The 26,748-nt window shown below is 34.7% G+C and carries 23 protein-coding genes and 1 riboswitch; of the genes, 17 read left to right on the top strand and 6 right to left on the bottom strand.

All coding sequences use genetic code 11. The features are described from left to right. Position 1: 1 nt before the first annotated feature. The 8 genes from ACIQ4I_RS18295 to ACIQ4I_RS18260 all read left to right on the top strand — a co-directional run bounded on the left by ACIQ4I_RS18295 (position 2) and on the right by ACIQ4I_RS18260 (position 8,156). Positions 2-1,255, top strand: a complete 1,254-nt coding sequence (locus ACIQ4I_RS18295; protein WP_403098615.1) for an NRAMP family divalent metal transporter — start codon at positions 2-4, stop codon at positions 1,253-1,255. A 61-nt stretch (positions 1,256-1,316) separates the two neighbouring features. Then, positions 1,317-2,108, top strand: a complete 792-nt coding sequence (locus ACIQ4I_RS18290; RefSeq protein ID WP_403098613.1) for a putative hydro-lyase — start codon at positions 1,317-1,319, stop codon at positions 2,106-2,108. Between the two features lie 542 nt (positions 2,109-2,650). Then, positions 2,651-4,072, top strand: a complete 1,422-nt coding sequence (locus ACIQ4I_RS18285; RefSeq protein ID WP_403098610.1) for an alanine/glycine:cation symporter family protein — start codon at positions 2,651-2,653, stop codon at positions 4,070-4,072. A gap of 260 nt (positions 4,073-4,332) precedes the next feature. Next, a complete protein-coding gene (locus tag ACIQ4I_RS18280; RefSeq protein WP_403098607.1) occupies positions 4,333-4,545 on the top strand; it encodes a hypothetical protein in 213 nt (70 codons plus the stop codon). A 484-nt stretch (positions 4,546-5,029) separates the two neighbouring features. Further along, positions 5,030-5,857, top strand: coding sequence for a DUF1835 domain-containing protein (locus ACIQ4I_RS18275; protein WP_403098605.1), 828 nt, complete (start codon positions 5,030-5,032; stop codon positions 5,855-5,857). 267 nt (positions 5,858-6,124) lie between these two features. Next, complete coding sequence (locus ACIQ4I_RS18270; protein WP_403098603.1) at positions 6,125-6,370, top strand: hypothetical protein; 246 nt, start codon at positions 6,125-6,127, stop codon at positions 6,368-6,370. A 65-nt stretch (positions 6,371-6,435) separates the two neighbouring features. Then, positions 6,436-7,008, top strand: coding sequence for an RNA 2',3'-cyclic phosphodiesterase (gene thpR / locus ACIQ4I_RS18265; RefSeq protein WP_403098601.1), 573 nt, complete (start codon positions 6,436-6,438; stop codon positions 7,006-7,008). A 737-nt stretch (positions 7,009-7,745) separates the two neighbouring features. Beyond that, positions 7,746-8,156, top strand: coding sequence for a GNAT family N-acetyltransferase (locus ACIQ4I_RS18260; RefSeq protein ID WP_403098599.1), 411 nt, complete (start codon positions 7,746-7,748; stop codon positions 8,154-8,156). A gap of 148 nt (positions 8,157-8,304) precedes the next feature. Here ACIQ4I_RS18260 and ACIQ4I_RS18255 read toward each other — a convergent pair whose 3' ends face one another. The 3 genes from ACIQ4I_RS18255 to ACIQ4I_RS18245 form a co-directional block, all read right to left on the bottom strand. Next, positions 8,305-9,663 (bottom strand): PepSY-associated TM helix domain-containing protein, encoded by a 1,359-nt coding sequence (locus ACIQ4I_RS18255; protein ID WP_403098596.1) that lies wholly within the window; start codon positions 9,661-9,663, stop codon positions 8,305-8,307. A 387-nt stretch (positions 9,664-10,050) separates the two neighbouring features. After that, positions 10,051-10,467, bottom strand: a complete 417-nt coding sequence (locus tag ACIQ4I_RS18250; protein WP_403098593.1) for a DUF1284 domain-containing protein — start codon at positions 10,465-10,467, stop codon at positions 10,051-10,053. Between the two features lie 213 nt (positions 10,468-10,680). After that, positions 10,681-11,478, bottom strand: a complete 798-nt coding sequence (locus ACIQ4I_RS18245) for a TatD family hydrolase (RefSeq protein WP_403098590.1) — start codon at positions 11,476-11,478, stop codon at positions 10,681-10,683. 297 nt (positions 11,479-11,775) lie between these two features. On the opposite strand from ACIQ4I_RS18245, the gene ACIQ4I_RS18240 reads away from it, so the two are divergent. The 3 genes from ACIQ4I_RS18240 to ACIQ4I_RS18230 all read left to right on the top strand — a co-directional run bounded on the left by ACIQ4I_RS18240 (position 11,776) and on the right by ACIQ4I_RS18230 (position 14,387). Beyond that, complete coding sequence (locus ACIQ4I_RS18240) at positions 11,776-12,321, top strand: NUDIX hydrolase (RefSeq protein ID WP_403098588.1); 546 nt, start codon at positions 11,776-11,778, stop codon at positions 12,319-12,321. A gap of 371 nt (positions 12,322-12,692) precedes the next feature. After that, positions 12,693-13,208 (top strand): YehS family protein, encoded by a 516-nt coding sequence (locus ACIQ4I_RS18235; protein ID WP_403098586.1) that lies wholly within the window; start codon positions 12,693-12,695, stop codon positions 13,206-13,208. A 117-nt stretch (positions 13,209-13,325) separates the two neighbouring features. Beyond that, a complete protein-coding gene (locus ACIQ4I_RS18230) occupies positions 13,326-14,387 on the top strand; it encodes an LLM class flavin-dependent oxidoreductase (RefSeq protein ID WP_403098706.1) in 1,062 nt (353 codons plus the stop codon). A gap of 208 nt (positions 14,388-14,595) precedes the next feature. On the opposite strand, the gene ACIQ4I_RS18225 is transcribed toward ACIQ4I_RS18230, so the two are convergent. Next, positions 14,596-15,063 (bottom strand): cupin domain-containing protein, encoded by a 468-nt coding sequence (locus ACIQ4I_RS18225; RefSeq protein ID WP_403098703.1) that lies wholly within the window; start codon positions 15,061-15,063, stop codon positions 14,596-14,598. Between the two features lie 616 nt (positions 15,064-15,679). Here ACIQ4I_RS18225 and ACIQ4I_RS18220 point away from each other — a divergent pair. The 4 genes from ACIQ4I_RS18220 (at position 15,680) to ACIQ4I_RS18205 (ending at position 20,567) form a co-directional block, all read left to right on the top strand. Further along, the gene (locus ACIQ4I_RS18220) at positions 15,680-16,552 is read left to right on the top strand and encodes a phosphate ABC transporter substrate-binding protein PstS family protein (protein ID WP_403098700.1); all 873 of its coding nucleotides are present in this window, start codon (positions 15,680-15,682) and stop codon (positions 16,550-16,552) included. Between the two features lie 268 nt (positions 16,553-16,820). Continuing rightward, complete coding sequence (gene pstC, locus ACIQ4I_RS18215) at positions 16,821-17,723, top strand: phosphate ABC transporter permease subunit PstC (protein WP_403098584.1); 903 nt, start codon at positions 16,821-16,823, stop codon at positions 17,721-17,723. After that, positions 17,713-18,651, top strand: coding sequence for a phosphate ABC transporter permease PstA (gene pstA / locus ACIQ4I_RS18210; protein WP_403098581.1), 939 nt, complete (start codon positions 17,713-17,715; stop codon positions 18,649-18,651). Before pstC ends, pstA begins: the two co-directional genes overlap by 11 nt. A 260-nt stretch (positions 18,652-18,911) precedes the next feature. Further along, complete coding sequence (locus ACIQ4I_RS18205; protein ID WP_403098578.1) at positions 18,912-20,567, top strand: methyl-accepting chemotaxis protein; 1,656 nt, start codon at positions 18,912-18,914, stop codon at positions 20,565-20,567. A 209-nt stretch (positions 20,568-20,776) separates the two neighbouring features. On the opposite strand, the gene dapA is transcribed toward ACIQ4I_RS18205, so the two are convergent. After that, positions 20,777-21,670 carry a 4-hydroxy-tetrahydrodipicolinate synthase gene (gene dapA / locus ACIQ4I_RS18200; RefSeq protein ID WP_403098575.1) on the bottom strand — a complete coding sequence of 298 codons (894 nt, stop codon included), beginning with the start codon at positions 21,668-21,670 and terminating at the stop codon, positions 20,777-20,779. A gap of 123 nt (positions 21,671-21,793) precedes the next feature. Continuing rightward, positions 21,794-21,972, bottom strand: a riboswitch (Lysine riboswitch). Between the two features lie 595 nt (positions 21,973-22,567). On the opposite strand from dapA, the gene ACIQ4I_RS18195 reads away from it, so the two are divergent. Beyond that, complete coding sequence (locus ACIQ4I_RS18195; protein ID WP_403098572.1) at positions 22,568-23,905, top strand: radical SAM protein; 1,338 nt, start codon at positions 22,568-22,570, stop codon at positions 23,903-23,905. 484 nt (positions 23,906-24,389) lie between these two features. Here ACIQ4I_RS18195 and ACIQ4I_RS18190 read toward each other — a convergent pair whose 3' ends face one another. Continuing rightward, entirely contained in the window at positions 24,390-25,835 is a 1,446-nt protein-coding gene (locus tag ACIQ4I_RS18190; RefSeq protein ID WP_403098571.1) for an aminotransferase class I/II-fold pyridoxal phosphate-dependent enzyme, read from the bottom strand. 278 nt (positions 25,836-26,113) lie between these two features. On the opposite strand from ACIQ4I_RS18190, the gene ACIQ4I_RS18185 reads away from it, so the two are divergent. After that, positions 26,114-26,641: a D-glycero-alpha-D-manno-heptose-1,7-bisphosphate 7-phosphatase gene (locus ACIQ4I_RS18185; protein WP_403098569.1), complete on the top strand. Its 528-nt coding sequence runs from the start codon at positions 26,114-26,116 to the stop codon at positions 26,639-26,641. The last annotated feature ends 107 nt before the right edge of the window (positions 26,642-26,748 follow it).

Genomic DNA, 26,748 nt, shown 5'->3' with positions numbered 1-26,748 from the left:
AATGGGAGCAAACAAAATCGATGTTAGCGTAGAAGGAATAGAGCAAAAGAAAAAAAGCAAGTTCGTTAAGAAAACAGCAAGTAAAAGTGTGTTACTAGGAGCAGCCTTTTTAATGGCTACTTCATCAATCGGACCAGGTTTTTTAACACAAACAACGGTATTTACACAGCAGTTAGCTGCTAGTTTCGGGTTTGTAATTCTAATTTCATTGATTCTGGATGTTGTCGTACAGGTTAACGTTTGGCGAATCATTGCTGTTTCTGGCTTACGGGGGCAAGAGATTGCCAATAAGGTATTGCCTGGATTAGGTGTTATCCTTGCGATTATGATTGTTATAGGTGGTTTAGCGTTCAATATTGGAAACGTCGCTGGTGCTGGACTAGGGTTAAATGCAATGCTTGGCTTAGATCCAATTACTGGAGCCATTTTAAGTGCACTGTTTGCCATTTTTATTTTTGTCTATAAAGAAGCAGGGAAGGCAATGGATAAGGTTGCGCAAATTGCTGGTGGTGTCATGATTCTACTCATGCTATTCGTTGCTTTTAAAACTTCTCCACCGGTAGGAGAAGCGATTGTTAACAGCATTATTCCTGAGAAAATTAGCTGGTTTGCAATCGTGACTTTGGTTGGTGGATCAGTTGGAGGATACATTACATTTGCTGGTGGTCACCGCCTTTTAGATGCGGGTATTAAAGGACAAGAATCTTTACCAGAAGTAACAAAAAGCTCTGTGACAGGGATTTTAATTACAGGCATAATGCGTGTTGCGTTATTTTTAGCTGTTCTTGGTGTTGTTTCACAAGGTTTAGCAATTAATATGGATAATCCACCTGCATCTGTTTTCCAACTTGCAGCGGGCAATATTGGTTATCGCATGTTTGGTGTGATTATGTGGGCAGCAGCGATTACTTCTGTTGTTGGTGCGGCTTATACATCCGTTTCTTTTATTCGTTCATTCCATCCTTGGATTGAGAAACACCATAATTGGGTAATTATTGCATTTATAATTATTTCAACAACGACTTTTGCCTTCATCGGACAACCTGTTAATGTGTTAATTCTGGTAGGGGCATTAAATGCACTGATCTTACCAGTAGCACTGGGTACTCTATTAGTTGCTGCACACAAAAAAGAGATTGTTGGTAAGTATAAGCATCCACTTTGGTTAACTGTAACTGGAGCAATCGTAGTTGTTCTTATGGGATATCTTAGCATTATCACACTAATTGAACAGATTCCAAAATTATTTAGTTAATCTGCAACAATCCACGAGTATCTTTCTCGTGGATTGTTAGTTTACAAGGAGTGAATTGACTATGACTATATATAACACTCTAAAGCCAAACGAAGTCCGTAAACTTATTCGAAATCAAGAAATATCTGGGCCAACTTCTGGAATGTCAATTGGCTTTACACAAGCAAATTTAGTGATTTTAAAGAAGGAGCATGCTTTTGATTTTCTACTTTTTTGTCAGCGAAACCCAAAGCCGTGCCCACTATTAGACGTGACAGAACCTGGATCATTTAAACCGTCTAAAATTGCAAAAAATGCAGATATTCGCAAGGACATTCCGAAATACCGTATATATCGTGATGGTATTTTTACAGAAGAAGTATTAGATATAACAGATTATTGGGAAGAGGATATGGTAGGGTTTTTAATAGGTTGTAGCTTTACATTTGAAACACCGCTTCTTGAAGCAGGGATTCCAATCAGACATATTCAAGAAAACTGTAATGTACCAATGTATAAGACGAATATCCCATGCGAAAAGGCAGGCGTGTTTGAAGGACCAACTGTTGTCAGCATGCGTCCTATGAAACCAGGGGATGCGATTCGTGCAATCCAAATTACCTCACGCTTTCCCAATGTACATGGTGCACCTATTCATATCGGTAGTCCAGAACAAATAGGTATTACGGACATTTCAAAGCCAGATTTCGGTGATAAAGTGTCCATTAAGCCCGGGGAAATACCAGTATTTTGGGCTTGTGGCGTAACACCTCAAGCAGTTGCAATGGAAAGCAAACCTTCTATTATGATTACGCATGCACCAGGTCATATGCTAATCACTGATATAAAGGAAACAAGCTTAAGCATACTTTAAAATATGTTCGCAATTTATTAATTGAAGCTAAGATGTATTAATCTTTTCGAATTCATCAAAAGTAAGCGACAAATAATGCACAGCTAGTTATATTGTGGTCAATCGTGTTGTTTAGGATAAAATAGGAAGAATATTCCGGTAAATAAAAAGAACGGATTCCTCAATGGGATCCGTTCTTTTTCTAATTTCATGTGTTTGTATCTATCCGCAGTGGGGCCGCGCTTTCTTTTGTGAAAAATATGGTTCCCCTACCTATTTAATGCTATATTAATATATTTTAAAGAGTTGTTCGAGAAATTTACTTTTTAGGAAAATGTACAAATACTTTAAAAAATAAAATCTTTCATAATCTTATGTATTAAGTGAGTTATCTAATAATATTTAACGCTTTAGTTATAATGATATAATTGTGCAAGATGAAAATAGAAGGTCGTGAAGGGTGCTTTTATTTTGTTTATACCTAATTTTGTAATAGAGTAGATAACTCTAAATTTACTTTAGGTTGTTATTGATTAGTAAAAATTAATATAGGAGGGGAATCTATGGATTGGTTTGATAATATATTAAACGAAGTAAATACGTTTTTATATTCGTATGTATTAATTATATTGTTAATAGGAGCGGGTCTTTTTTTTAGCATTAAAACAAAGTTTATTCAATTTCGATTACTCCCGGAAATGTTTAAACTTCTTACGGAAAAAGCTCCAAAAGATAAATCAGGAAAAAAAGGGATATCCTCTTTTCAAGCCTTTACAGTCTCTGCTGCTTCTCGTATTGGGACTGGTAATATTGCAGGGGTTGCAACAGCAATCGCTATTGGAGGACCAGGTGCTGTATTTTGGATGTGGTTAGTTGCGCTAATTGGTGGCGCATCCGCACTAATTGAAAGTACACTAGCACAGGTTTATAAAGTTAAAGATCAAAGTACTGGCATGTATCGTGGTGGCCCTGCTTATTATATGGAAAAGGGTTTAAATAAAAGATGGATGGGTGTTCTTTTTGCAGTTGTTATTACATTAACGTATGGTTTCGTTTTTAATGCTGTACAAGCAAACACAATTACAATTGCTTTTAAGGAAAGCTTTGGTACAAATCGCGTTGTTGTTGGTGTAATATTATCCGCTTTAACTGCAATTATTGTCTTTGGTGGTTTAAAACGTATTGTAAGTGTCACTCAAATTATTGTTCCGGTTATGGCTATTGCTTATATTGCCATTGCCCTGCTTGTTGTGATTTTAAATATTAAAGAACTGCCAAATGTGTTTATCCTTATTATTCAATCTGCCTTTGGATTGAAAGAAGCTTTTGCTGGAATTTTAGGGGCAGCAATCATGAATGGGATTAAACGTGGTTTATTCTCCAACGAGGCTGGTATGGGTTCTGCACCGAATGCAGCAGCAACAGCAGCGGTCACTCACCCAGTAAAACAAGGCTTAATTCAAACATTAGGTGTATTTATCGATACATTACTAGTTTGTACTTCAACTGCAGCAATCGTATTATTAAGCGATGAATATCTTCAATCGGACGCAACTTCAGTAAATTTAACCCAAGCTTCATTAGTTGGAAATCTAGGTGATTGGGCCGGAATATTTTTAGCAATAGCAGTATTCCTTTTTGCATTTAGTACGGTTATTGGTAACTACTATTATGGTGAAACAAATATTGGTTTTATTAAGAAATCAAAAACTGCCTTAATGGTATTCCGTATTTTTGTAGTAGCTTTTGTCATGTTTGGTTCAGTAGCAAAAGTCCAAGTTGTATGGGATTTAGCAGATCTATTTATGGCTATTATGGCGATAATTAACTTAGTCGCTATTCTGATGCTTTGGAAAGTAGCAAAACCAATTATTAACGATTATTTAGCCCAACGCAAACAAGGTAAAGACCCAGTTTTCTATAAGAAAGACGTACCAGATATTGGCGAAGTTAATTGTTGGGGCGATGAAGAAGAAAGTCGTTAAAGTATATAATAAAAGAACGAATCCTCTACTCGGGATTCGTTTTTAACCTTAGTTGCAGTTATTGTGGCAGAAATAAAGCCTACATTTAAGCAGCAAAAGCAACCAGAGAAAAGTGTATAACTAATGAATCGCGTGTTTAACGAAGAGGCTGTGAAATGCATAATAATGAATTTCCCTTTAATATTTGTAAAATAAATTAGACTCAATGTTACTTGAATCATATTCATGTCTACTTGATAAATGATATAGAGGTGATAAAAATGGCAAATGAAAAGCTTTTTACAGCTATATATATTCCAAAAACACCGTTTATAAACGGAAGATTAAAGCCAAGTAAGGAAAAGAAATATCATTTTAAATTGACTGAAAGTCAGAAAATGGGGGATTTCCTTTATCATTTTATTTATGAAAGAGGAGGAAAACCAATTCACAGTTACTATTATGTGGAGGACCCGAAAGATAAATCGGGATGATTCATCCGAACTTGTCAGCGGTTGGTATTCTCTTGGGATAATTTCTGTTGGTGCCTAAATATAGTTGATAAACAAAAATGATCATTTAAATAAGATTGACCGAAGACAAAAAATCCTTTTGTTTTCGGTTTTTTTGTTACCGAGAGATTTTCTTTGAACGAAAAATTTGTTGAAAGAAGAAAAGGTTTAACTTAATAGACGGTTTTAAAAAAACGAATTCCAAATCAATATTGGAACTCGCATTTTTAGGGGAATGGGAAGACACTTTTCAAAATTTATAAGATTGATTATATCTTATGCATATAAAACATTAGGGATTGATAGGAATGTTTATTACTTTTTAGTGATAAGATTAAAATGGATACTAATTTAAGGGGACTTTTTATACGGAGTGCCAACTATATAACGAATATAAAATTGAATGAAAAGATATATGAGATACGGAAAAATATTTTATTGTCACAGTGGAGGGGGAATTTTAAATATGATACATATTGTATTTAGTGCATCAGTTTTAGGGAGTTTACAAGTAGCTTTGAGGGAAATGGGACTTGATAAAACACAAAAGGTTATTTCTTTTTGGGATATGTTTTCAATAGGTCCAGTCTGGCAGTTGCATGAAGAAAACGGTATAAACACTAGATTTGAGTGGATGAGTAATTGTATAAGATACGAATATGATGAATTTACAGATTACAAGCATAAGTTTGGAATGACACTCAATCAAATAAATATAGTGCCTGAAGGGGTTCATGTATTTATTTGGTGTGCTGATAACGCTCAGGAACAGACTGGAATTCGATATGTGATGTATCTTTTGAGGGGGAAAAACATCAATATCACGCTTATTAACACAACACAAGTATACGAAGAGCTTTTCCATGTGGAAAATGTTAAATATACACTACTCCATACAGGTGAAATTCCTCCTGAGAAGCTACAAATTATATATGAACAGGATTATGGAAAGCTCATTACTGATAGTAAAAGAAAAGAATTAGAAAAAGAATGGTTAACCCTTTCGGATACTAATGCGACATTAAGAATATGGAGGGATGGAAAGATACAGAGCGTTCCTGAAGAAATTTATGATGATTTTATTATAAAGAGAGCAAAAAAGTTACATAATGAGCAAATAACAAAAGACTATATGAAATCTGCAAGATTAATTGGTGAAGTACTAGGGCATTTAGAACAATATGTGGGAGATGGATTCTTGGAGTATCGGTTAAGGAAGTTGATAGAAAATGGTATTTTCGAGATGGTAGGCAATTTAAAGGGAATGAGATATTACAGTGTAAAATTGCTTTAGAAAAGTATGAAAACAGAAGAGTATGGAATATAACTTAGAAAGTTTGAAAAAGATAAGGATCATAGATTGAATATGCTATAGTCCTTTTTATGTATTCCACATGATTGTCTACTCTTTGTAGCTAATGGACAGTTTAGTTTAATAATAATGAGGAAAGTAATATTAAACAGGAGCAAAAAGTTTTTAGTAATTTATTGTGCCAGATCGGAGCTGAGAAGTGTTGTAAAGATTACGTATTCTAAATAGAAAGAAATAGGAGTGATAGATATGGCAATTTGTCCTGTATGTAATTCATTAAAAGTATTAGAAATAAATTGTCCTAACTGTGGTACTCTGTTGGAGAACGACGGAAAAGTAGCTGATTTTTTGGATCCTTATAGTCATTATGAGGATGAAGAGACTGTGAAAATGGGTGATGGATATCCAAATACGGCTAAAGATCAGATCTGTCCCCACTTAATGGTCTGTCATAATTGTGGATATGATAAGGTAGTATTTATAAAAGAAGAATAGTTATGGTTTTTATAAACTGAGTATTTTGTGGGTAACTTTCATCACAAAATGAAACGAGGGCTAACATGGATCACAACGCACATTTCTTTTGGGCAGTTCAATTACCGGCAAGTATTAAACAAAATATTCATGAAGAGATGAAGGATCTCAAACAAATTTTTCAGTTTCAGCGTTGGGTACATATGAGCGATTATCATATTACCCTTGCATTTCTGGGATCGATGGATGAGCAAAGGCAACATGCTGTAATTGATCTAGTAAGTAACACCATGAAAGATGAAAAAGCCTTTAAGCTGCAGATTCAAGGAATCAATATTTTTGGAAATCAGAAATCACCACGAATATTTTGGGGTGCAGTCAATCATGAAAGTGCATTATTTCAACTTCAAACAATTGTCCATGAAAAATGCCAGGAAGCGGGATTTACCTTGGAAACCCGTCCATATCATCCACATATAACATTGGCACGGAAGTGGAACGGCAATGATGAATTTAATATGGAGTTATTAGAAAAGTATAATCCTTTTCATGAAAAGCCTTTATCTTTTTTAGCCGATAAAATCGTGTTATATAAAACAAACCTTGAGAAGATACCAAAGTATGAACCGATTAAAACCTTTACCTTAGTAGTTGATTAAGCCTTTAGATTTACCCATACTAAAAAAGCACAGTTCAAAACTGTAACGGTTTCTCTTTTTGGGTGCAACATTACAAATAGCAATACAAATAGGGTGTGAAATCGCATATGATTTCGTACCCTTATTTTTTGTTTTTGTCATTTTGATAACTAAATCGGCATATCAAACGGTAAACAATTAACTGGCTGAGAATAAATGTTCACACTTTGTTATTTCATATGTTAAAAGAGATTTTTAATGTTCAACGTGGAGTTTATTGGTCATTTATGATATTGTTGGAATAGAACTTTCTTAATTTATTGATAATTGAATTAATTTAATAATTCAAAGATTTGATAATAAACACGAACATTAAATGGACCATTGCTATATGCCATATTTGTTAGAACTTTGTCCAATAAGCGGAAGATGGCGACTCCTGCGGGAAAGCGAGACAGGTGAGACCCCGCAGGTAGCGAAGCGAACGAGGAGGCTCACCGCTCGCCCGCGGAAAGTGCCATCTGGAGCGGTATGTTTAGTGAATACTGGAAATGAAATATTATCCGAATTATTGGATTGTTTATTTAGAGAATATTCGTAATTTTTAAGTAAAAAAGCACTTATAAAATTGACTCAAATCAATAGTTTTTATTATAGAGAAAAATATACTATTTTTTTAGAGTTTGAAAGGAGGTATAAGACAGTGGTTAAATTATGGAATAACTCTTCAAAATAACATTTTGAGGAGGAAAAATAAGATGGAAATAAATTTTAATAATAGTAAAAATATAAATATAGAACAATTGGAAAAATTATATAATGATGTACAATGGTATGCTTATACAAATGATTTAATAGTGCTACAACAAGCTATATCACAGTCGTTAGACGTTATATCTGCTTGGGATGGAGAGGAATTAGTTGGTCTAATTCGTGTTGTAGGTGATGGATTAACAATTATTTATATTCAAGATATACTTGTATTAAACGCTTATCAGAACCAAGGAATTGCTACTCAACTAATGCAACAAATTCTGAAAAAGTATAGCAAAGTTCGTCAAAAAGTTCTATTAACTGAAGAAGCACCTGATGTAAGACATTTTTATGAAAAGAATGATTTCCAATCGTGCGACAAGGGTTCTACCGTAGCGTTTGCCAAGTTAAGTTAGAGGGTTTATTCAATACGTTTCTATAGGTTATAACCTGAAAATAGGTGGAACAATGTTCTTATATTAATTCGGTGCATAAGTATATAAAAAGACCGTTCTTAGACGGTCTTTTTTGGTGCTTCTATTAAAAGATAATATTAGCTTTCTTCTATGCTTGTGGTGCTTTTTTTCTAAATAACCAAATACAAATTTCAATCAGTGCTACTACAAGTAATGATATACCGAATAATGGCATAATAATTCCAAGGACAACCATTATGATACCAAATCCTACAGAAATGCCTTTTGACGTATTAGGAGGAGCAGAAAATTCTCCTTTCTTTTTACGGGAAAACCAAGTTTTGATTCCCAAGAAAATAACGAAGATAAAGGCAAGACATACGAGTAGGTTGATGATTTTATTTGGCCATCCAAATAAGTGACCTTCATGTAATGGAATACCCCAAGTAAACCATTTACCTAATATACCGTATTCATCATAACCGACTTTAGAAATTAATTTACCGCTATATTGATCAAAATAAGTTGTGACTTCGTCGTAGGGACTAACATCTAGCCCTGTTACACCTGTGTTACTGCTTTTAGCAACTGTATAAACTCCATCTTCACTCGAAGGATAAATAATAGAATATGGTTTAGAAATTTTCGCAGCGTCTACTTTCGTCATCAACTGTTGAACGCTTATCATATTGCTGTTAGTCATATCCATACCAGGCATACTCATACCACCATGATGTGCATGTCCGCCTTCTTTAGATGAAGGGGCCTCATTTTTACGAGTAGCCCATGGAATTTCACTCATATCAGAAGTAGGTGGGGTTTGTTGTAATTTAGGCATACCAATAGATGGGTGCTCTTGCGCCGCTGTATAAATAAAATTCCCCATAAATGCCGACCAAGGTAGACCAGTAAAAATTATAACAATCATTGGAATAGTAATAATTGATCCAACAAGTGCATGCCATTTCTTATTTTTTTGATGTTGGGAAGCATTTTGTTTCTTCTTTAATGCTTTTCCTTTAAAAGTCATGTAAACACCTGATAATAGTAGGAATATAGCCCAACAAGCAGCTAATTCTACTAGATAATTAACAACTGTTCCTCCAACAAATAAAGAACTATGAATATTTCTCATAACGTTAGAAAATGTATATTTTGCATTCTGGCTTCCGACAATTTGATAATTGTCATCCAAAAATACATATTTTTCATCCCCATTATTGTTATCCATTGTTAAGCGTGTGTTATATGGATCTTTGAGTACAATAACTTTCGATACTGAATAGCCTTTAAATTGCTCTTTGGCTTTTTCTATCCCTTCATCAATCGATAGTTTTTCAGTATGTTCACTTTGACCAAAGAAATCATGATCATACGCATTATTTTCTACATTCGTGTAAAACAAATAGCCAATGCCACTAAGTGTTAAAGTAAGTAATAATGGCGTGATAAATAGCGCAGCATAAAAATGCCATCGCCAAAAGCGATTGTAGAGTTGCTTTTTCACTTTCTTCCTCCTAATTATTTAAAAATTTAAAAGAACATTATTATTCTATAAAATAAGTGTGAAGTTTGAATGAAGTTATAAAAAAATCTGAAGAAATGATAAAATATCAATTTTGATAGAGGAATTGATACAAAATATTGCTAAAACTAAGGGGGAGATAAAAAATTATGATTATTGTTGGAGGAAAAGCAAGGGGAATAGCTGCAATCAAAAAAGCTTAAACTTTATATCGTAATAACAATATTTCTTTTTTATCAGGATAGAGTTTACTTATGATATTTAAATAAAGATGCCTGTCATTGAATTCTGTAATATCAATATGTATCAGGCACCTATTTTTCCGAGTGAAAGAAGAACTAAGTATCAACATGAACAGAAGGGAAGGATTTATTTAACCTCCCTTAAGCCTTTTCCTTGAAGGATCATTTGGACTCCTTCTTCACAAACTCCGTAAGAACGCCAAGAACAAGTTCCACAAACGGTTTGAATATCAGAAGGAATGACATGTTTTTGGATTTGAGATTCAATGTCCTCCCATTGTAAAATCTGTCCAATTTTTAAACCGATTTTCTCTAAAATTACCGCATCCATTTGATAGATGTCGTTATCTTGACAATGGTATTCACCAGAGTTTGGATACTTTTCACACAATTGATCAGGTCCATTTACTAGCTGAACCAACGTCTTTGGATTGGCTCTCAAGGTTTGATGTAAATGAGTCATGTTTTCAACGTATTCTTTAGAATAACCCATTCCTCGATAGCCAAGTAGACAAAAAATATGATGACCCCGTAGACGATACATAATTCTCCCCCTAGAGATATTATTCATTTGAGTTAACTTAATGTTTTTGATTGGTTAACTTATTGTCAATCATAACATATTGAAAAAGGAGAAATAAAAGTTTAGAAAGAAAAATAATTCTAAGTCGTTACTCGTTACAACCCTGAACGAAATAAATTAAAAGTTAGATGATATTCAAAACTAGCACAACAAAAAAGCCTCTATTAAAGGCTTTTAGTTCATTTCCAAGTGAAAGAAACGCTGAGTATTTTCAATAGAATGGCTTATTATTTCTTCAGGAGAAACGCACATATATTTAGCAATTTCACCAACGATGTGTGGAAGGAATGCAGGTTCATTTCTACCGTGTTTAGGTTTTGGTTTTAAAGTTCGAGGTGTTAGATAAGGGGCATCTGTTTCGATCATTAATCTATCAAGTGGAATATATTGTACGGCTTCTTGTAATTCCTTGCCTCGTCTCTCGTCACAAATCCATCCTGTAATGCCGATGTGAAAACCCATTGATACTAATTCTTTTACTTCAGTTTTATTCCCTGTAAAACAATGAACAACGGATTTCTCTATCTGATCCTGATGATTTTTCATGATATCAACAAATCGCGCTTGGGCATCTCTTACATGCAAGAAGAGGGGCATGTCCATTTCTTTTGCCAAATCCAATTGTGCTTCAAAACATTCTTCCTGTATTTTTTGAGGAGAGTACATCCGATTAAAATCTAATCCACATTCTCCAATGGCTACAACTTCTTTCTGTTTAGCTAATTGTCGTAATTCATGGATGGAACCTTGATGAAATTCGTTAGCATCATGTGGATGAATCCCTGCCGTTGAAAAAAGAATTTGGGGATATTGTTGGGCAATTTTGAGGCTCTCTTTACTTCCTTCTACACTTGAACCTGTGAGAATCATTTGACCAACACCGTTTTGAATGGCTCTTTTAACGACCTCCTCTCGATCTTTTACAAATTGTTTTTCGGTCAAATTAAGACCAATATCTATTAATGAATGCATTCAATTTCCTCCTAATTGCTCACTAACATTTTGATGATGCATATGTATATTTTAGTGAATTAGATTGAGCGTGTATATTAATCTGAAGCAACCAAGTCATCAAAAAGCCTTTTTGTTTTAAAAACAGGTAGATATACCTTTCTGTGAAGATAAGGTATCAAAGTTTATTTGGCTTCGCTTTCTTTTCGTATTTAAAATTTTTCCACACTAATAATTATGATTATAGGAAGGGATTTTATATTGAATGAAATAATATTATCATTTAGAGAATGAAAAAGTTCAAAAGGAGGATGCAAAATGGTACGAGGCGAAAATGAGGATGAATTATGGGATATTTATGATAAGGATCGTAGGGTGACTGGAAGATTACATAGAAGAGGAGACAAATTGCTAGAGGGAGACTATCATCTGGTGGTACATGTCTGCGTTTTCAATAGCAACAATCAGCTTTTGATTCAACAGAGACAGCCATGGAAAAAAGGCTGGCCTAATATGTGGGACTTAACAGTTGGAGGTTCTGCATTAGCAGGGGATGATAGTGTAACTGCAGCAGAAAGAGAAACAAAAGAAGAACTTGGATTAGAACTCGATTTATCAAAAGAAAGACCACGATTCACCATCAATTTTCCCGAAGGATTTGATGATTATTATATAATTACCCAAGATGTGAATATTGAAGAACTGGATTTACAAGAAGACGAAGTACAGGCCGTTAAATGGGTAGATAAAGTCGAATTATTGCATATGGTTGAAAATGGGGAAATGATTCCTTACTATTTTTTAGATATCATTTTTGAACTGAAGGATATTTGGGGGAGTCGAATTTCAGACGTCAGAAAATAAGGGTAAAAATACTATGTTCTGTTGTTAACATTTTAGAATCTAGTACAATACCAGCGTGACTAGGTTTTGTAGTAAAGGCGTCGTAATGGTAAACTTCTACTTGTGTCATTTTTATTTTCACAACCTTTTATTGGATTTCATTTCCATGGGGGGCATAATAATACTTTATCATTGTAGCAATTATAGTTAGTTCAATGAAGATATTGACTATAATAATAAAGGACTTACAATTGAAGAAATTGGTGAATAATAATAGGATTCAGGAAAAAAGCTGGTAGTTTATATAGTTGTGAAGATAAGTATTGGTTCATAAAAGACAATAAAACCTAAAGCAACTATACAAAAGAGCAATATTATTAGGAGGCTATTAAATGGAAAACAACGATATATTGATTAGACTAAGATATGCGCTAGATATTAAAAATCAAGATATGGTAGAGATTTTTAAACTAGGTGGTGTAGAAGTAACAAAAGATGAGGTACTTAAGATCCTTACAAAATCAAAAGATGAGTACGATGATGAAGTGGATGTTGAGGAATCTGAAGACCGAATCAAATGCAATGATAAGATGTTAGAGTCCTTTTTAAATGGTTTCATTACTTTTAAAAGAGGACCGCAACAGCCAAAACCTGGACAACCTAAAAGTCAGGAACCGTCTAGACAGAGCAAAGACCATGTAAATAATATGCTTCTTAAGAAATTAAAAGTAGCGCTTCAGTTAAAAACAGAAGATATGCTAGATATTCTTGATGATGGTGGTATAGCAGTATCAAAAGGCGAATTAGGTGCTATCCTAAGAAAAGCAGACCATCGAAATTATAAAGAGTGTGGAGATAATTTTGCGCGTAAGTTTTTAAAAGGACTAACTGTGAGCTATAGAGATTAGAAAGTAACAAATCAATGTATTTTAAAAAGCCTTTTTCTTCGGAAAGGGCTTTTTTGCATTTTATGGATTATACTTATTGCATTAAATACAACACATAAGAATAGGAAGGAACTAATGATGGAAATTGGTGTAACAACATTTGTAGAAACAACGCCAGATGTACAAAATGGTAAAGTGATGAGTCACGCTGAACGGATACGTGAGGTTGTTGAGGAAATTGTATTAGCGGATCAGGTTGGATTGGATGTTTTTGGTGTGGGTGAGCATCATCGAGAAGACTTTGCGTGTTCTGCACCAGCCGTCCTGCTTGCAGCGGCTGCATCACAGACAAAAAATATAAGACTTACTAGCGCTGTTTCAGTACTATCTTCTGATGATCCAGTACGTGTATACCAAGAGTTTTCAACGCTTGATGCGATTTCAAATGGGCGTGCAGAAATCATGGCTGGCCGAGGTTCGTTTATTGAGTCATTTCCTCTATTTGGATATGACTTACAAGATTATGATGAATTATTCGATGAGAAATTAGATTTATTACTGAAAATTAGAGAATCTGAAAAAGTGACATGGAGCGGCAAACATCGCCCATCCATTAACAATCGAGGCGTTTATCCTCGAGCTGTTCAAAATCCTTTACCGGTCTGGATTGCTAGTGGTGGAACACCAAAATCAGCCATTCGTGCAGGGATTCTTGGATTGCCACTCGTCTTAGCGATTATTGGTGGAAGTCCACTACAGTTTGAGCCAGTAGTGGAATTGTATAAGCGAGCAGCGAAACAAGCGGGGCATGACGTTTCGAAATTAAAAATCGCTTCTCATTCTCATGGTTTTGTTGCCGAAACTACAGCTATTGCAAAAGAAAAATTTTACCCACCAACAGCTTATGTGATGAATGTTTTAGCAAAAGAACGTGGTTGGGGACCGTATACGCGAAAAACTTTCGATGAAGCAAGTAGTTTAGAGGGTGCTTTGTATGTAGGTGACGTAGCAACAGTAGCAGAAAAGATCATTTTCCTTCGCAAAAACGTTGGCATCACACGTTTCATGCTTCACGTGCCAGTCGGTTCAATGCCACATGAAGATGTGTTAAGAGCGATTGAGCTATTAGGATCAGAAGTCGCGCCAATCGTAAAAGATGAAATTGATCGATGGGAAGTGGAAACGGAAGAAACACTGTAATTTAGTACTTACCAAGCAATAAAAAAAGAAAGGACTTCCATCTATATTGGAGGTCCTTATCTTTTGATGTCGACTTTTTATTTGGAGGTCAGGCTAGTGAACTAGAATTTTTGATAAGGATATTGGCATTGTTAAGTAAAGAGAAGATCCTAATTTCTTTATAAGATACCTAATCCTTTTGCAATTAAAGTTCTTTTTAAAACAAAAATCAGTCCTTTTCCTCAGCTTGCGCAATTGCCTTAGTTTGTTGAATTGTACCACGTGGATGGTTGGGTGGTGCATAAATGGAATACAATTTAATCGGTTTATTCCCCGTATTGATTAAATCGTGCCATGTACCAGCAGGTACGAAGATCGCAAAACCATCCTTAACTCTTCTTTGGTAATATAAATTATTTTTACTATTCCCCATTTTCATAATACCTTGACCCTCTTCAATACGTAAGAATTGATCTAGATTTGGGTGTACCTCCAAACCTATGTCATCTCCAACATCGATACTCATCAAAGTAAGTTGTAAATGATTCCCCGTCCATAAAGCGGTACGATAGGAATTATTTTGCAAAGTAGCTTTCTCAATATTAACTACAAAGGGCTTTGGACCATAATCCTTTAAAACAATTGAACCATCATCGTTTTTGAATTGCGAAAAATTAACCCTTGATCCATAATTCATATCTTGTGTAGCAAACTGACCTGAAAATTGCGGATGATACGGTGTAGTAAAGTACGGATATGGGGACAAACCATAATCATTGTACATATTACTGCCATGTTGCATTGTTTGGGAAACGCAATATGGACATGAACACGAATTATACATATGTCTCATTCCTTTACTTAGGCTTCTTCCAACATTGTATTCTCTCATTTGAAAAATGTGATTCTTTACCTTATTCACTTATGAAACAGGGTAGTTCAAAGAACACTTAATAAAGAATAGTAGGAAACGATTGCTACTCACAGTTTTTAACGTTATTAGCTGGTGTTTTCTTTAATCGTTAAGAATAATAAAAATCCAATACCCGTGTGTACAATTCTATTAATGTAAATAGAATGTAAATACCTTTACAAAGAAAATAGCGAAAAGCGTTGGGGCTTACTAGCGTTTTTTGTAAAAGTAAAAAATACCATTTACATTTTATTAAATACATTTACTTTAAATTAATATTGCATACACAGTAGGATAACAATTGACCTTTATTATTAAGTTGTAAGTTGAAGTGAAGAGAAAAAAGATGGACTGATAAAGGGAGGAAAAGAAAGTGAAATTTTCAGGTTTAAAAGTGTCAATGGTTGGTTTAATTTTAGCAGGTGTTTTAGCTGGTTGTGGAAATGCTCAAACTAGTAGTGATAAAACTAGCGGTTCTGATACTTCAAAGAAAACAGAGGCGACATTGTCTGGATCAGTAACAGCTGCTGGATCAACTGCTCTTCAACCCCTAGCTGAAGAAGCTGCAAATGAAATTCAAGGTACTAACCCAGATCTTACAGTTACTGTACAAGGTGGGGGAAGTGGTACTGGTGTAAACCAAGTAGCTTCTGGTGCTGTTAATATTGGTAACTCTGATGTTCCTTCAGCAGATAAATTAGAAGATAAATCTATGGCGGACAAGCTTGTTGATACAAAAGTAGCAGGTATTGCTTTTGCCATGGTAGTAAATAAAGATGTTAAAGTTGATTCTTTAACTGAGAAACAAATTCAAGACATTTACTCAGGGAAAGTGAAAAACTGGAAAGAAGTTGGAGGGAATGATGAAAAAATTAATGTCATTAATCGTCCAGCATCTTCTGGTACACGTGCAACATTCGAATCTACACTTATGAAAGACGCTAAAATCGATGATAGCCTTGGAACAGCACAAGATTCAAATGGCGCTGTTGAACAATCAGTTAACTCAACACCAGGTTCTATTAGCTATCTTGCTATGTCTTATTTAGTTGGAGATAAAAAGGATGCTTTAAAAGTATTAAATATTAATAATGTTGAACCAACTACTGAAAATATCGTAGCTAAAAAATATCCATTCTGGTCATATGAATATATGATTACAAATGGTGAACCTAAAGATGCTGTTAAAGGGTTTATCGACTATGTATCAGGTGATGATTTTGCGGACACAGTGAAGAAAATGGGTTATATCCCAATGTCAGACTTAAAATAATTAGTATCAAAAAAAGTGAAACTTCCATCAGTGGGGGCTTATCCCCACTGAAAGAAGAACTCAGTTTAATTTCGCCACGTCCTGTGGCAACAACTGAGTGTCCAACATCCTGTTGGACCGAACCAATCGGGCTTTTACGGGCAGTTCCCATCTACTTATCATGGAGTCTTACTGTCCGTTAATACGGGATAAAATAATAATGAATGAAAAGATGAGGCTGGCTACTGGCCAGCCTTTTCCTTTTATTCGTCTGTAAGGTGGTAATAAGATGAAGGGGCAAAAATCTATAAATTATTTTGTAAGTGAGTACATCGGCAAAACCATTGTAACTATTTGTGGATTGCTAATTGTTGTTGCAACTATCTCAATTATTGCTTTCATTTGTGGGAAGGGTCTTCAGTCTTTCTTAAATGGTAATATTTCATTCTGGGAGATGCTTACATCCACGAATTGGAGCCCAAATGATCCAGAGAAAAAATCGTACGGTGCTTTGATTTTTATCGTAGGTTCAACTCTGGTGTCATTTGGTGCAGCGATTATTAGTACACCAATTGCAATCGGGATTGCTATCTTCAATAATTATATTTCTCCAAAGTTTGGATCTACTTTTGTAAAACCTGTTCTTGAATTATTTTTAGGAATTCCCTCAGTTGTATATGGATTTCTGGGAGTTACAATCCTTGTCCCACTTTTACGGAATCAAATGGGCGGAGTAGGCTTTAGTTTACTAGCAGGGATTATCGTTTTAAGTGTTATGATTCTACCTACAATAGCTAGTATTGCTGATGACGCCGTTAAAGGAGTCCCATTTGACTTTTTGGAAGCATCTTATGGACTAGGCTCTACTCGTTGGCAAGCAATAAGACGTATTATCATCCCAGCAGCAAAAAATGGTATTTTAACTGCCGTGGTATTAGGATTAGCCAGAGCATTTGGTGAAGCATTGGCAGTCCAAATGGTTATTGGTAACACAGTCAAATTACCGGATGGTTTGTATAGTCCAACCTCCACTTTAACAGGTATACTTACTATGGACATGTCTAATACCCTAAATGGTACCGCGTGGAATGATGCTCTTTGGAGCTTAGCAATGATCTTATTGATCATTTCATTCTTATTTATTTTAATCATTAGAATGATTGGTAAAAGGGGTATACAAAATGCACAATAAAAACAATCAAGCACGAATAGTAAACAATATCTGGACAGCTATCTTTTATGCAATAGCTATTTTAGTCATAGCGCTATTAGTGTTTATAGCTGAAAAAATTATCACAATGGGTTGGGGATTTTGGGAACCAGATTTCCTTTTTGGACGCCCAAGTAACATAATGGCTGGCGGGGGGATTGGGCCACAGTTATTCAATTCCTTCTATTTATTAATCATAGCTTTAATCATATCTGTTCCATTAGGATTAGGTGCTGGGATCTATCTAGCTGAATATGCGAAAAAAGGTAAATTTCTAAACTTTATTCGACTTTGTATTGAAACAATGGCGTCACTACCATCTATTGTCGTGGGTCTTTTTGGTTTGCTAGTATTTGTAACATATGCAAATTGGGGATATACACTAATCGGAGGTGCGTTAGTTCTCACGATTTTAAATCTTCCAAACTTAACGAGAATATGTGAAATGGCTATTAGTTCAGTTCCATCAAGCGTTAAGGAAGCAAGTCTTGGATTAGGTGCAACTAAGTGGCAAACCATCATTAGAGTATCAATTCCAACTGCAATTCAAGAGATTGTTACTGGTGTCATTTTAACTGCCGGTAGAGTATTTGGTGAAGCAGCAGCACTTATTTACACTGCTGGCTTAACAACACCAACACTAAATACTGCGGCTGATCTTAATAGCCCTGTTAATCCTTTTAATATATTTAGACCTGCTGAAACTTTAGCCGTGCATATTTGGAAATTAAATTCTGAAGGTATTGTTCCTGATGCTCGTGAAATCGCAACAAAATCAGCAGCAATATTAATTATTATGGTTTTCGTATTTAATATAGCAGCACGTTTAATTGCTAAAGCCTTGGATAAACACTTTAAGGGTTCTGTAGGTGGAAAACAGAAAAAAGTAAAAAGTAAACTAGTAAGTTAATTGACCTAAGATACAAATATAAAACACATTATACTAGACTGCTGTACTCCCGAATTCTTCGGTTGTAAAGTAGTCTAATTTTAAGTCTACATTTAATGTTGGTATTTGAAACATTTAAAATTACATATAAAAGTTTTCAAGATGAATAATGAGTAAGAGGAAATTGACATTTCCTAAATACTTTTCTGTTTGATCCTATTAGTAACTAGGGATATTTAATAATGAAATGAAATTGACTAATAAAAGAGGGAATTGAATCCATGTCAAGAAAACATAATGTAAGCTTTCGAACAATGTTGATGGCTCCAATTATTTTAATTATCATTTTATCCTCTGCCATTATTGCATATGTAAGTTATGATAAAAATAAGAAAGTAATTATTCATTCTGTTGAACAGCAAATGCTCTCTTCTGCCGAAGTTATAAATCAAAAAATCACAATGTTAAAATCTACGACTACCAAAGAACAGTTTGATCGTAAATTATCCTATGCATTAACTCAAACTAAAAATAGCTTTAAATCATCAGAATTAACACCCATGCAATTTAAAATAGCAAAGGAAGGAAAGGTAGTGCCATTTAATGAATTCAAGAACAATATTCCGAAAATTCCAAATGAATTCATCAAAAAACTTTACCAACAAAAAAATGGAATTGTACATTATAACGGGGTAACTTATGCTCTGGCTTTTCAAATGGAACTAGATGAATCGGTATATGTAATTGCATTAAACGACGAAGAGTATTTAAAACCTGTATACAATTATCGGAATTTATTGATTGGTATTACTTTTCTTACTGTCCTATTAGCAAGCATAATAGGATTTATTATGATTAGTAAAGTGACAAAACCAGTTCATTCTTTAAAAAGATTAATGGATAAAGTTTCTGAAGGTGATTTTCAAACAAGAATAAAAATTGGTCAATCTAGTAAGGAAATCTATTCATTATCTGTTGGTTTTAACCAAATGGTAGATCGTCTTCAGTCTTTAATGACTCATTTAGAATTGAGTGCGAAGCAGGTAACTCAATCATCTGACAGACTAAAAATAACATCTTCAGAATCTAGGCAGGCTATAGAACAAATATCAATGGCAATTGAAGAAGTAGCAGGTGGGACAGAAGTGCAAGTAGAATCTGCTACATTAGCTTCCGGACAGGTTTCTGATATCTCAGTAGAAATGAATCATGCAGGCCAATGCATTCATAGTGTCGAAAATTCAGTGAATAAGGCTCTTGGAATAGCAGATTCAGGAAATAAACTAGTTAATAATACGGTTAAACAAATATCTCTAGTTGAAAAAACCGTTGAAAACACAGCAGCAAAGCTTGAATCATTACAGTTAAAATCAAAGGATATCGATCAAATTCTAAATTTAATAAGTGAAATATCTACCCTAACTAATCTTTTATCATTAAATGCATCGATTGAAGCGGCACGTGCAGGTGAACATGGAAAGGGATTCGCTGTTGTTGCACAAGAGGTCAGAAAACTATCAGATCAGTCAGAGCAAGCAGTCCTGCAAATAAAAGAAATAACCGATAAGATAAGAAAAGAAACAGATGAAGTTGCTCTATCGATGAATCAAGGATTACAAGTATTAAAAGAAGGAATTATAATGGTAGATCAAACAGAAGAGTCATTCGGGGATATTGTAAAAGCTGTGAGGAATGCCACACATGAAACAAATGATGTTTCTTCTATTGTAAATGACGTTAGTATAAAAACTGAAAATATGGTTAATCGTATGGAGGAAATATCTTCAATTTCAGGTCAATTCGCTGGAACAATGCAACATATTTCAGCTGTTACAGAGGAGCAACAAGCATCAATGGATAATGTTTCAGATGAGGCTCTTGCTTTAAATAATTTAGCGAAGGAGTTGGAAAATATTCTAAGTAACTTTAAAGTATAATTTAATTGTGTTGACTAATCGTTCACACAGTGGTTAAAACTCTTGATGATGTTAATGATATACTAATGCCCAGTCTAAGGACTGGGTTATTTATGTTTGGTGTGATGAAAAAGGTAAGTGAAAATTCCCCGTGCAGTAATGATAAATGCACGGAGAATGAGTATTTTCTATAGAAATGTATTTATCGCGCAGATGATTCAATAGAATTTTTATAAAACAACTTCTTTATTTTCATTCACTACTTGCAATACTTCTTGTAATTCACTTATTTCTTTATCGTTTAAAGGAATAATCGGTAAGCGAACTCCACCGACAGGAATACCTTTTAGATTTAATGCTGCTTTGACAGGTGATGGGTTTGGTGCAGCGAATAGTCCATTGAAAATTGGAAGTAATCGACGATGATCTTGAGCAGCTTCTCGCGTGTTGCCATTTTTGAATTTGGCAATCATCGCTTGCATTTCGTTCCCAATAATGTGGGATGCAACGGAAATTACTCCAGTAGCACCAATTGATAATGCAGGTAATGTTAAATTATCTTCACCAGTGTATACTGAAAAATTCTCAGGTGTTTGGCTAATCGTTTTGGCCATAGCATCTAAATTACCGCTTGCGTCTTTAATAGCAGTGATGTTCGGAATTTGTGCAAGACGAACGATGGTTTCTACAGACATGTTGATTACGCTTCGACCTGGTATATTGTAAAGTACAATTGGAAGTGTTGTTGCTTCAGCGATTGTTTTAAAGTGTTGATATAGTCCTTCTTGTGATGGTTTGTTATAGTAAGGAACAACAAGCATAATTGCATCTACTCCAGCGTTTTCCGCTAGTTTTGTCAATTCGATTGAAGCTTTTGTATTATTAGATCCAGTACCTGCAACAACAGGAACTCTTCCATCCGCAACTTCTACTACAAATTTAAATAATTCTACTTTTTCTTCTGTTGCTAACGTAGGGGATTCCCCAGTTGTTCCAGCAACTACGATACCGTCTGTTCCGTTAGCGATTAAATAATTTATTAAGTTTTTTGTAGCTGGAAAATCAATTTCTCCATTCTGATCAAATGGTGTCACCATAGCAGTTAAAATTTGTCCAAGATTCATTACTTCTCCACATCCTTAATTATTTTATATAAATAAAATAGAGGGAGAAGGGCAATTAGTAAGATAACGCAAAAAAGCAACAACGAGGCTACGTTGTTGCAGTAGAAACAGTATCATTTCTGTGCGTATGATAGCCCTCCATATAGTCTCCTACATGACAGTTCTGTATTTATTCAACACCAGAACCAGCTTCGAGAAAATGAGATTCTCTCCACTTCGGCAAATCCCCCTTTTCACAATCATCAACGGATCTCATTATCCTCTAATTGTGTACTGATGGTTTTTGCTCCTCTATCCTTACTTCAAATAAAAATTGAAATAAGTGAATATTTAATTAATTTGATAGTATCATTTTTTTTAGAGAATTGCAATGATTTAAGTGAAAGATTTAGAAATAGTGTATCATCTATTAAATGGATGATTATGAAGTGTAATAGGGTTAAATACAAGAGGGCGAGATTAATCGATGATTTAGCTGGAGCAATGGCTGAACCCAAGATGAAATTTTAATAAAAACGAAACAAACCAGTAGTAATAGCCGTAAGTTTTTGCATGTTTTCTATATTATATATACTTATCGACAAAGCCTCAGGTATAATTTCTAATGTTTTATAAAATGGGTTCCTTGTGTTATTTATCACAAGACCATGTGACCTTGCGATTTATTTTTAGATTATGGTATTATAAATTGGTTCAACTATTTTTAAGAGTCGTTTCTACATATACTGTTCATTTTTATTAAATACAACTAGAGATCAGTTACAATTTCAAAATTGAACGTTTTAAGATTGCTATATTGATATTATATTTTTTTAGAAGAAATATAATATGATGATTGTTGGGAATAGAAATGAAAATAAAAGAATAGAAATGAGTTAAAAGGGAGGTTTATGAATTTTGGAGAATAAAAATAATTATGTTCCATCAAAGTTTAACGCCTTATCTAAAACGGATGATGGCGGCGTCATTTTATACAATAGTTATACAGGCGCCATTGTTGATTTTTCAGAAGAAGAAAAAGCAGAAGTCATGGGTTCTTTAAAAAGAACGGGGGCAGCTGCATTAGATAGTGATGTAAAAAAAGCTTTATTTGATAATGGGTTTATTGTTCCTGGAAATGTAGATGAGATGAAAAGAGCAGAATATCTGCACCAATCTATGCACCGTACAGATATGTTGCACCTTATTCTTATGACAACAGAGCAATGTAATTTCCGTTGTACGTATTGTTATGAAACATTTGCACGTGGCAAAATGACAGACGATACAAAAAGCGGTGTAAAAGCATTAGTAAAAGAACAAGCTAACACTCTAAATAATTTACATATTAGCTGGTTCGGCGGTGAGCCACTACTTGAATTAGGAATTATCGAAGAATTGTCTAATTCATTTATGGCAGAAGCAAAAGAAAATAAAATCGATTATTCAGCAGACATCGTAACAAATGGATTCTTCTTAACAAGAGAAGTTTTAGAAAAATTATTATCTTGGGAAGTACGTCAATATATGGTGACAATTGACGGTGTGCAAGCAGTACATGACAGTCGTAGACATATGGCAGGCGGTCAAGGAACATTTGAACGAATTATCGAAAATCTAAAAGCTGTTAAAGAAAGTACTGGTCAGTTCGATATGACGATTCGTGTCAACTTCGATGAAGACAATTTAGAAGAAACTGGCGAATTGATTGAGTTCTTAAAAGAACACTTTGCTGATGATAAACGCTTTGGTGTATTCTTCCGTCCAGTTGGTAGATGGGGTGGGGAAAATAATGATGAAATCCCTACATGTACCCACATTACAGCCAATAAAAAGATCTGGGAATTTACAGAGACAGCTATGGATAAAGGAATTAGCATGAGTAATATGGTCACTGGTTCTATGATGCCAACTGCATCAGTGTGCTATGCAGCTAAGCCTAATGCTATGGTAATTGGCTCAAATGGTCAGTTATACAAATGTACAACTGTTTTAGATGAAGAAGTAAATAAAGTTGGCCATATTAATGCGGATGGTACAATGGATCTCGATTATGACAAGATCGCTTCTTGGGTAATGTCTGGAGAAGAAACAGACTCTGTTTGCCAATCATGCTTCTACCGTCCTGCATGTCAAGGGAATCATTGCCCATGGTATCGTGTGGTATCTGGAGAAAGACCTTGTCCATCAGAAAAGAAAAATATTAAAAAAGTTTTAAATCTTGTTTGGAGAAATAGCTTACAAACTGTTCAATAGGATTTATGAAAGTAGTAAAATACTTATTATAAACAATCGTAATTGTGCTAATGTATAGTTATGGATCTCGAATAAACCAACCTTTTCATTGTGAAAAAAAGAAAGGGGGTGAGATGAATGCGCGTTCTTAGTCCTGCAGCATCTCCAGTTCAAAAAGTAAAATCTGGACGAATCATGAAATCTGTACCTGGTAACTTAAAATAGTTAATGGTGACAGCACGACAAAGTCCCTAGTCTTCATTGCTGAAGATTAGGGACTTTGTGTTTTTTATCCCGCATTAACGGGCAGTAATCCCTCACCTCAAGATTGAGAGAAGCAAAGAAGATAGTTGGGGGATAACTGCCCGTAAAAGCACGATTGGTTCGGTCCAACAGGATGTTGGACACTCAGTTGTTGCAACAGGACGCGGCGAAATTAAACTGAGTTCTTTTTTCAGTGGGGATGAAGAAAACCCTCACTGATAAGTTTCACTTTATAATGGAATTAATCTTCTTCATAAACAACAAGCTTTCGATTAGCTAATGCTGTTCCACCATGAAAACGGGAATGAAGGGATAATAAGTTTTCTAATATAGATATCTTTTCTGAAGTAATCTTCTCCCCAGACATGATCAGAGGAATTCCTGGGGGATAGGGAATAACCATTTCACCAGAAATCTTACCAATTGCTTCGTTAAATGTAACTTGCATAATCTTTGTTTGTTTCATCTTGGAGTAAGACAAGGATAAGGTTGTAATTTTATCTGTTTCTAACCAATAATAATTAGATTCATTATTTTGCTTTCCCTTTTGATCCTTAACAGCCGACTTAATCAGAGTAGTTGTCTTGTCAAATGGATAGAATTCTCCTTTTTTTAATAAAGGTAATACGAATAAAACATTTTGAGGATCTGCTAATTCGGAATAGATGCCTTTCTCCTCAAGCAATGCCTGTAGCTCATAGCCGCTTAAACCACATTTAGAACGGATACTGATCTTTAAAGGATCTATCCATACATCTTCAGAGTGCTCCAATACTTCAATTTCTGAAATAGAGGATAACCCAACTTTAAATTGAGAAATTTCTTTTATAAGTGAATCTTGGTCGGCTTGTGAGTATGAAGATAAATAAGCTCGGGCCAAATCAAGTGAGCCCATTATTGGATAGGAAGGGCTACTTGATTGAAGCATTTGTAAGTAAAATTCAACCCGATTCACATCAACCAATAAACTGTTTATATGCAGATAAGAGCCCATTGTCATTGCAGGCAACGTTTTATGAGCGGAATGAATGACTACATCTGCGCCCATATCAAGAGAGCTCTTTGGGAAGGGGGAACTTAACTTAAAATGTGCTCCATGTGCCTCATCCACAAGAACAGGTATGTTTTTTTTATGAGCGAATGTAATTATATCCGTTAAATCATGAGCAAGTCCATAATAATTGGGATATGTCAAAATGATTGCCTTTGAGTCTGGATATAATTCTAATGCTTCTAGCACAATCTTAGAATCAACGCCTCCAGCAACGCCCCACTCTTTATGAAAGCCAGGGGCTAAAAAAACTGGTTTTACGTTAGCTAACATAAGTCCATGAAGAACAGACTTGTGACAATTTCGTTGAACAAGGACCGTATCTCCTTCGCCACATGTTGCTAAAATCATTGCCAGATTGCCTACTGTCGATCCATTTACAAGGAAGTAGCTGTTCATTACTCCATATAGCTCTGCTAGAAGTGACTCTGCATCTCGTATAGGACCTTCTGGAGCATGCAAGTCGTCTAGTCCAGTTAACTCCGTAGCATCAACTGAAAGTAAAGGTTCATATAAAGATTTCGCTTTTTCTAAAAATATTTGTCCATTTTTATGACCTGGAACATGATAGGAAACTTTGTTTTGTATATAGAAATTCTCTAATACATCAAATAATGGGGTATGTAATTGGTTCATTTATCTCTTCCTTCAACTTATTCATAATCATATTTTATCAAATTAATCTTCGGTATTTCCTGTCTTCCTTTCAAACAAGCTTGTTTTAGAAGTTCTTATCTTCAATAGATTACTCGAGAAGAATCAATGGAAGCTAGTCAGTTGACTCGCTTTTAGATATTATTTAGTTGAATTTCGCTTTTATCAAATGTGATAAGTCCGATGAAGTTGGAAATAATAATAACTAAAGAGGAAAATAAATATTTAAATCTAATATTATTAATGAAGGTGTGACGTGAATGAATAAAGCTGTTTTTTTAGATCGTGACGGGGTAATAAATGAAGTATTAACGGATCGAGTTAAATTTGTGAACAGGCCAAGTGATCTGTACTTCTTACCAGGTGTTCCTGAAGCCATTAAAAAGTTGAACGCTTTCTTTGACTACATATTTGTAGTGACAAATCAAGGTGGTGTTGGATTGGGATTTATGAAGGAATCGCAACTCAATAAAATACATGATCACATGATTGCTGAATTAAAGAAAGAAGGAGCCATTATCCATGATGTGGCTTATTGTCCGCATAAGCCAAAAGCAGGTTGTGAATGTCGTAAGCCAAAACCAAAATTAATATTAGAACTAATTAAAAAATATGAAATCGATTTATCTAAATCTTATATGGTTGGAGATACCGATACAGATATTATTGCAGGAAAGAAGGCAGGGATAAAGGGGGTTTTTTTAGGGAAGAGTGACCCGCTTGCAGATGCTGTTTTCCCGGACTTAATAAGTGCTGTTGATTGGATTATAGAAGATGCAAAGGCTTAAGTAGAGCATACAGAGAGATTAAAGGTTAGATAATTTTGGTGAGTGATGCTAATTGAGTTGAGTGGGCTAATGGCATCCTATTTGAGTAGCATCAATCATCATTTAAG

The organism is Rummeliibacillus sp. NPDC094406 (assembly GCF_044763875.1).
GTDB lineage: Bacteria > Bacillota > Bacilli > Bacillales_A > Planococcaceae > Rummeliibacillus.
This window is presented reverse-complemented; position numbering and strand designations above follow the sequence as displayed.

Excerpts from the sequence above, each read along its gene's own strand:
- ACIQ4I_RS18205 (WP_403098578.1), top strand. The coding sequence starts at position 18,912 with ATGTCAAGAAAACATAATGTAAGCTTTCGAACAATGTTGATGGCTCCA.
- pstC (WP_403098584.1), top strand. The coding sequence starts at position 16,821 with ATGAAGGGGCAAAAATCTATAAATTATTTTGTAAGTGAGTACATCGGC.
- ACIQ4I_RS18235 (WP_403098586.1), top strand. The coding sequence starts at position 12,693 with ATGGAAAACAACGATATATTGATTAGACTAAGATATGCGCTAGATATT.
- ACIQ4I_RS18275 (WP_403098605.1), top strand. The coding sequence starts at position 5,030 with ATGATACATATTGTATTTAGTGCATCAGTTTTAGGGAGTTTACAAGTA.
- ACIQ4I_RS18225 (WP_403098703.1), bottom strand. The coding sequence starts at position 15,063 with ATGAATTATGGATCAAGGGTTAATTTTTCGCAATTCAAAAACGATGAT.
- ACIQ4I_RS18240 (WP_403098588.1), top strand. The coding sequence starts at position 11,776 with ATGGTACGAGGCGAAAATGAGGATGAATTATGGGATATTTATGATAAG.
- ACIQ4I_RS18260 (WP_403098599.1), top strand. The coding sequence starts at position 7,746 with ATGGAAATAAATTTTAATAATAGTAAAAATATAAATATAGAACAATTG.
- dapA (WP_403098575.1), bottom strand. The coding sequence starts at position 21,670 with ATGAATCTTGGACAAATTTTAACTGCTATGGTGACACCATTTGATCAG.
- ACIQ4I_RS18290 (WP_403098613.1), top strand. The coding sequence starts at position 1,317 with ATGACTATATATAACACTCTAAAGCCAAACGAAGTCCGTAAACTTATT.
- ACIQ4I_RS18270 (WP_403098603.1), top strand. The coding sequence starts at position 6,125 with ATGGCAATTTGTCCTGTATGTAATTCATTAAAAGTATTAGAAATAAAT.
- ACIQ4I_RS18250 (WP_403098593.1), bottom strand. The coding sequence starts at position 10,467 with ATGTATCGTCTACGGGGTCATCATATTTTTTGTCTACTTGGCTATCGA.
- ACIQ4I_RS18295 (WP_403098615.1), top strand. The coding sequence starts at position 2 with ATGGGAGCAAACAAAATCGATGTTAGCGTAGAAGGAATAGAGCAAAAG.
- pstA (WP_403098581.1), top strand. The coding sequence starts at position 17,713 with ATGCACAATAAAAACAATCAAGCACGAATAGTAAACAATATCTGGACA.
- ACIQ4I_RS18245 (WP_403098590.1), bottom strand. The coding sequence starts at position 11,478 with ATGCATTCATTAATAGATATTGGTCTTAATTTGACCGAAAAACAATTT.
- ACIQ4I_RS18280 (WP_403098607.1), top strand. The coding sequence starts at position 4,333 with ATGGCAAATGAAAAGCTTTTTACAGCTATATATATTCCAAAAACACCG.
- ACIQ4I_RS18185 (WP_403098569.1), top strand. The coding sequence starts at position 26,114 with ATGAATAAAGCTGTTTTTTTAGATCGTGACGGGGTAATAAATGAAGTA.
- ACIQ4I_RS18190 (WP_403098571.1), bottom strand. The coding sequence starts at position 25,835 with ATGAACCAATTACATACCCCATTATTTGATGTATTAGAGAATTTCTAT.
- ACIQ4I_RS18230 (WP_403098706.1), top strand. The coding sequence starts at position 13,326 with ATGGAAATTGGTGTAACAACATTTGTAGAAACAACGCCAGATGTACAA.
- thpR (WP_403098601.1), top strand. The coding sequence starts at position 6,436 with ATGGATCACAACGCACATTTCTTTTGGGCAGTTCAATTACCGGCAAGT.
- ACIQ4I_RS18220 (WP_403098700.1), top strand. The coding sequence starts at position 15,680 with ATGGTTGGTTTAATTTTAGCAGGTGTTTTAGCTGGTTGTGGAAATGCT.
- ACIQ4I_RS18285 (WP_403098610.1), top strand. The coding sequence starts at position 2,651 with ATGGATTGGTTTGATAATATATTAAACGAAGTAAATACGTTTTTATAT.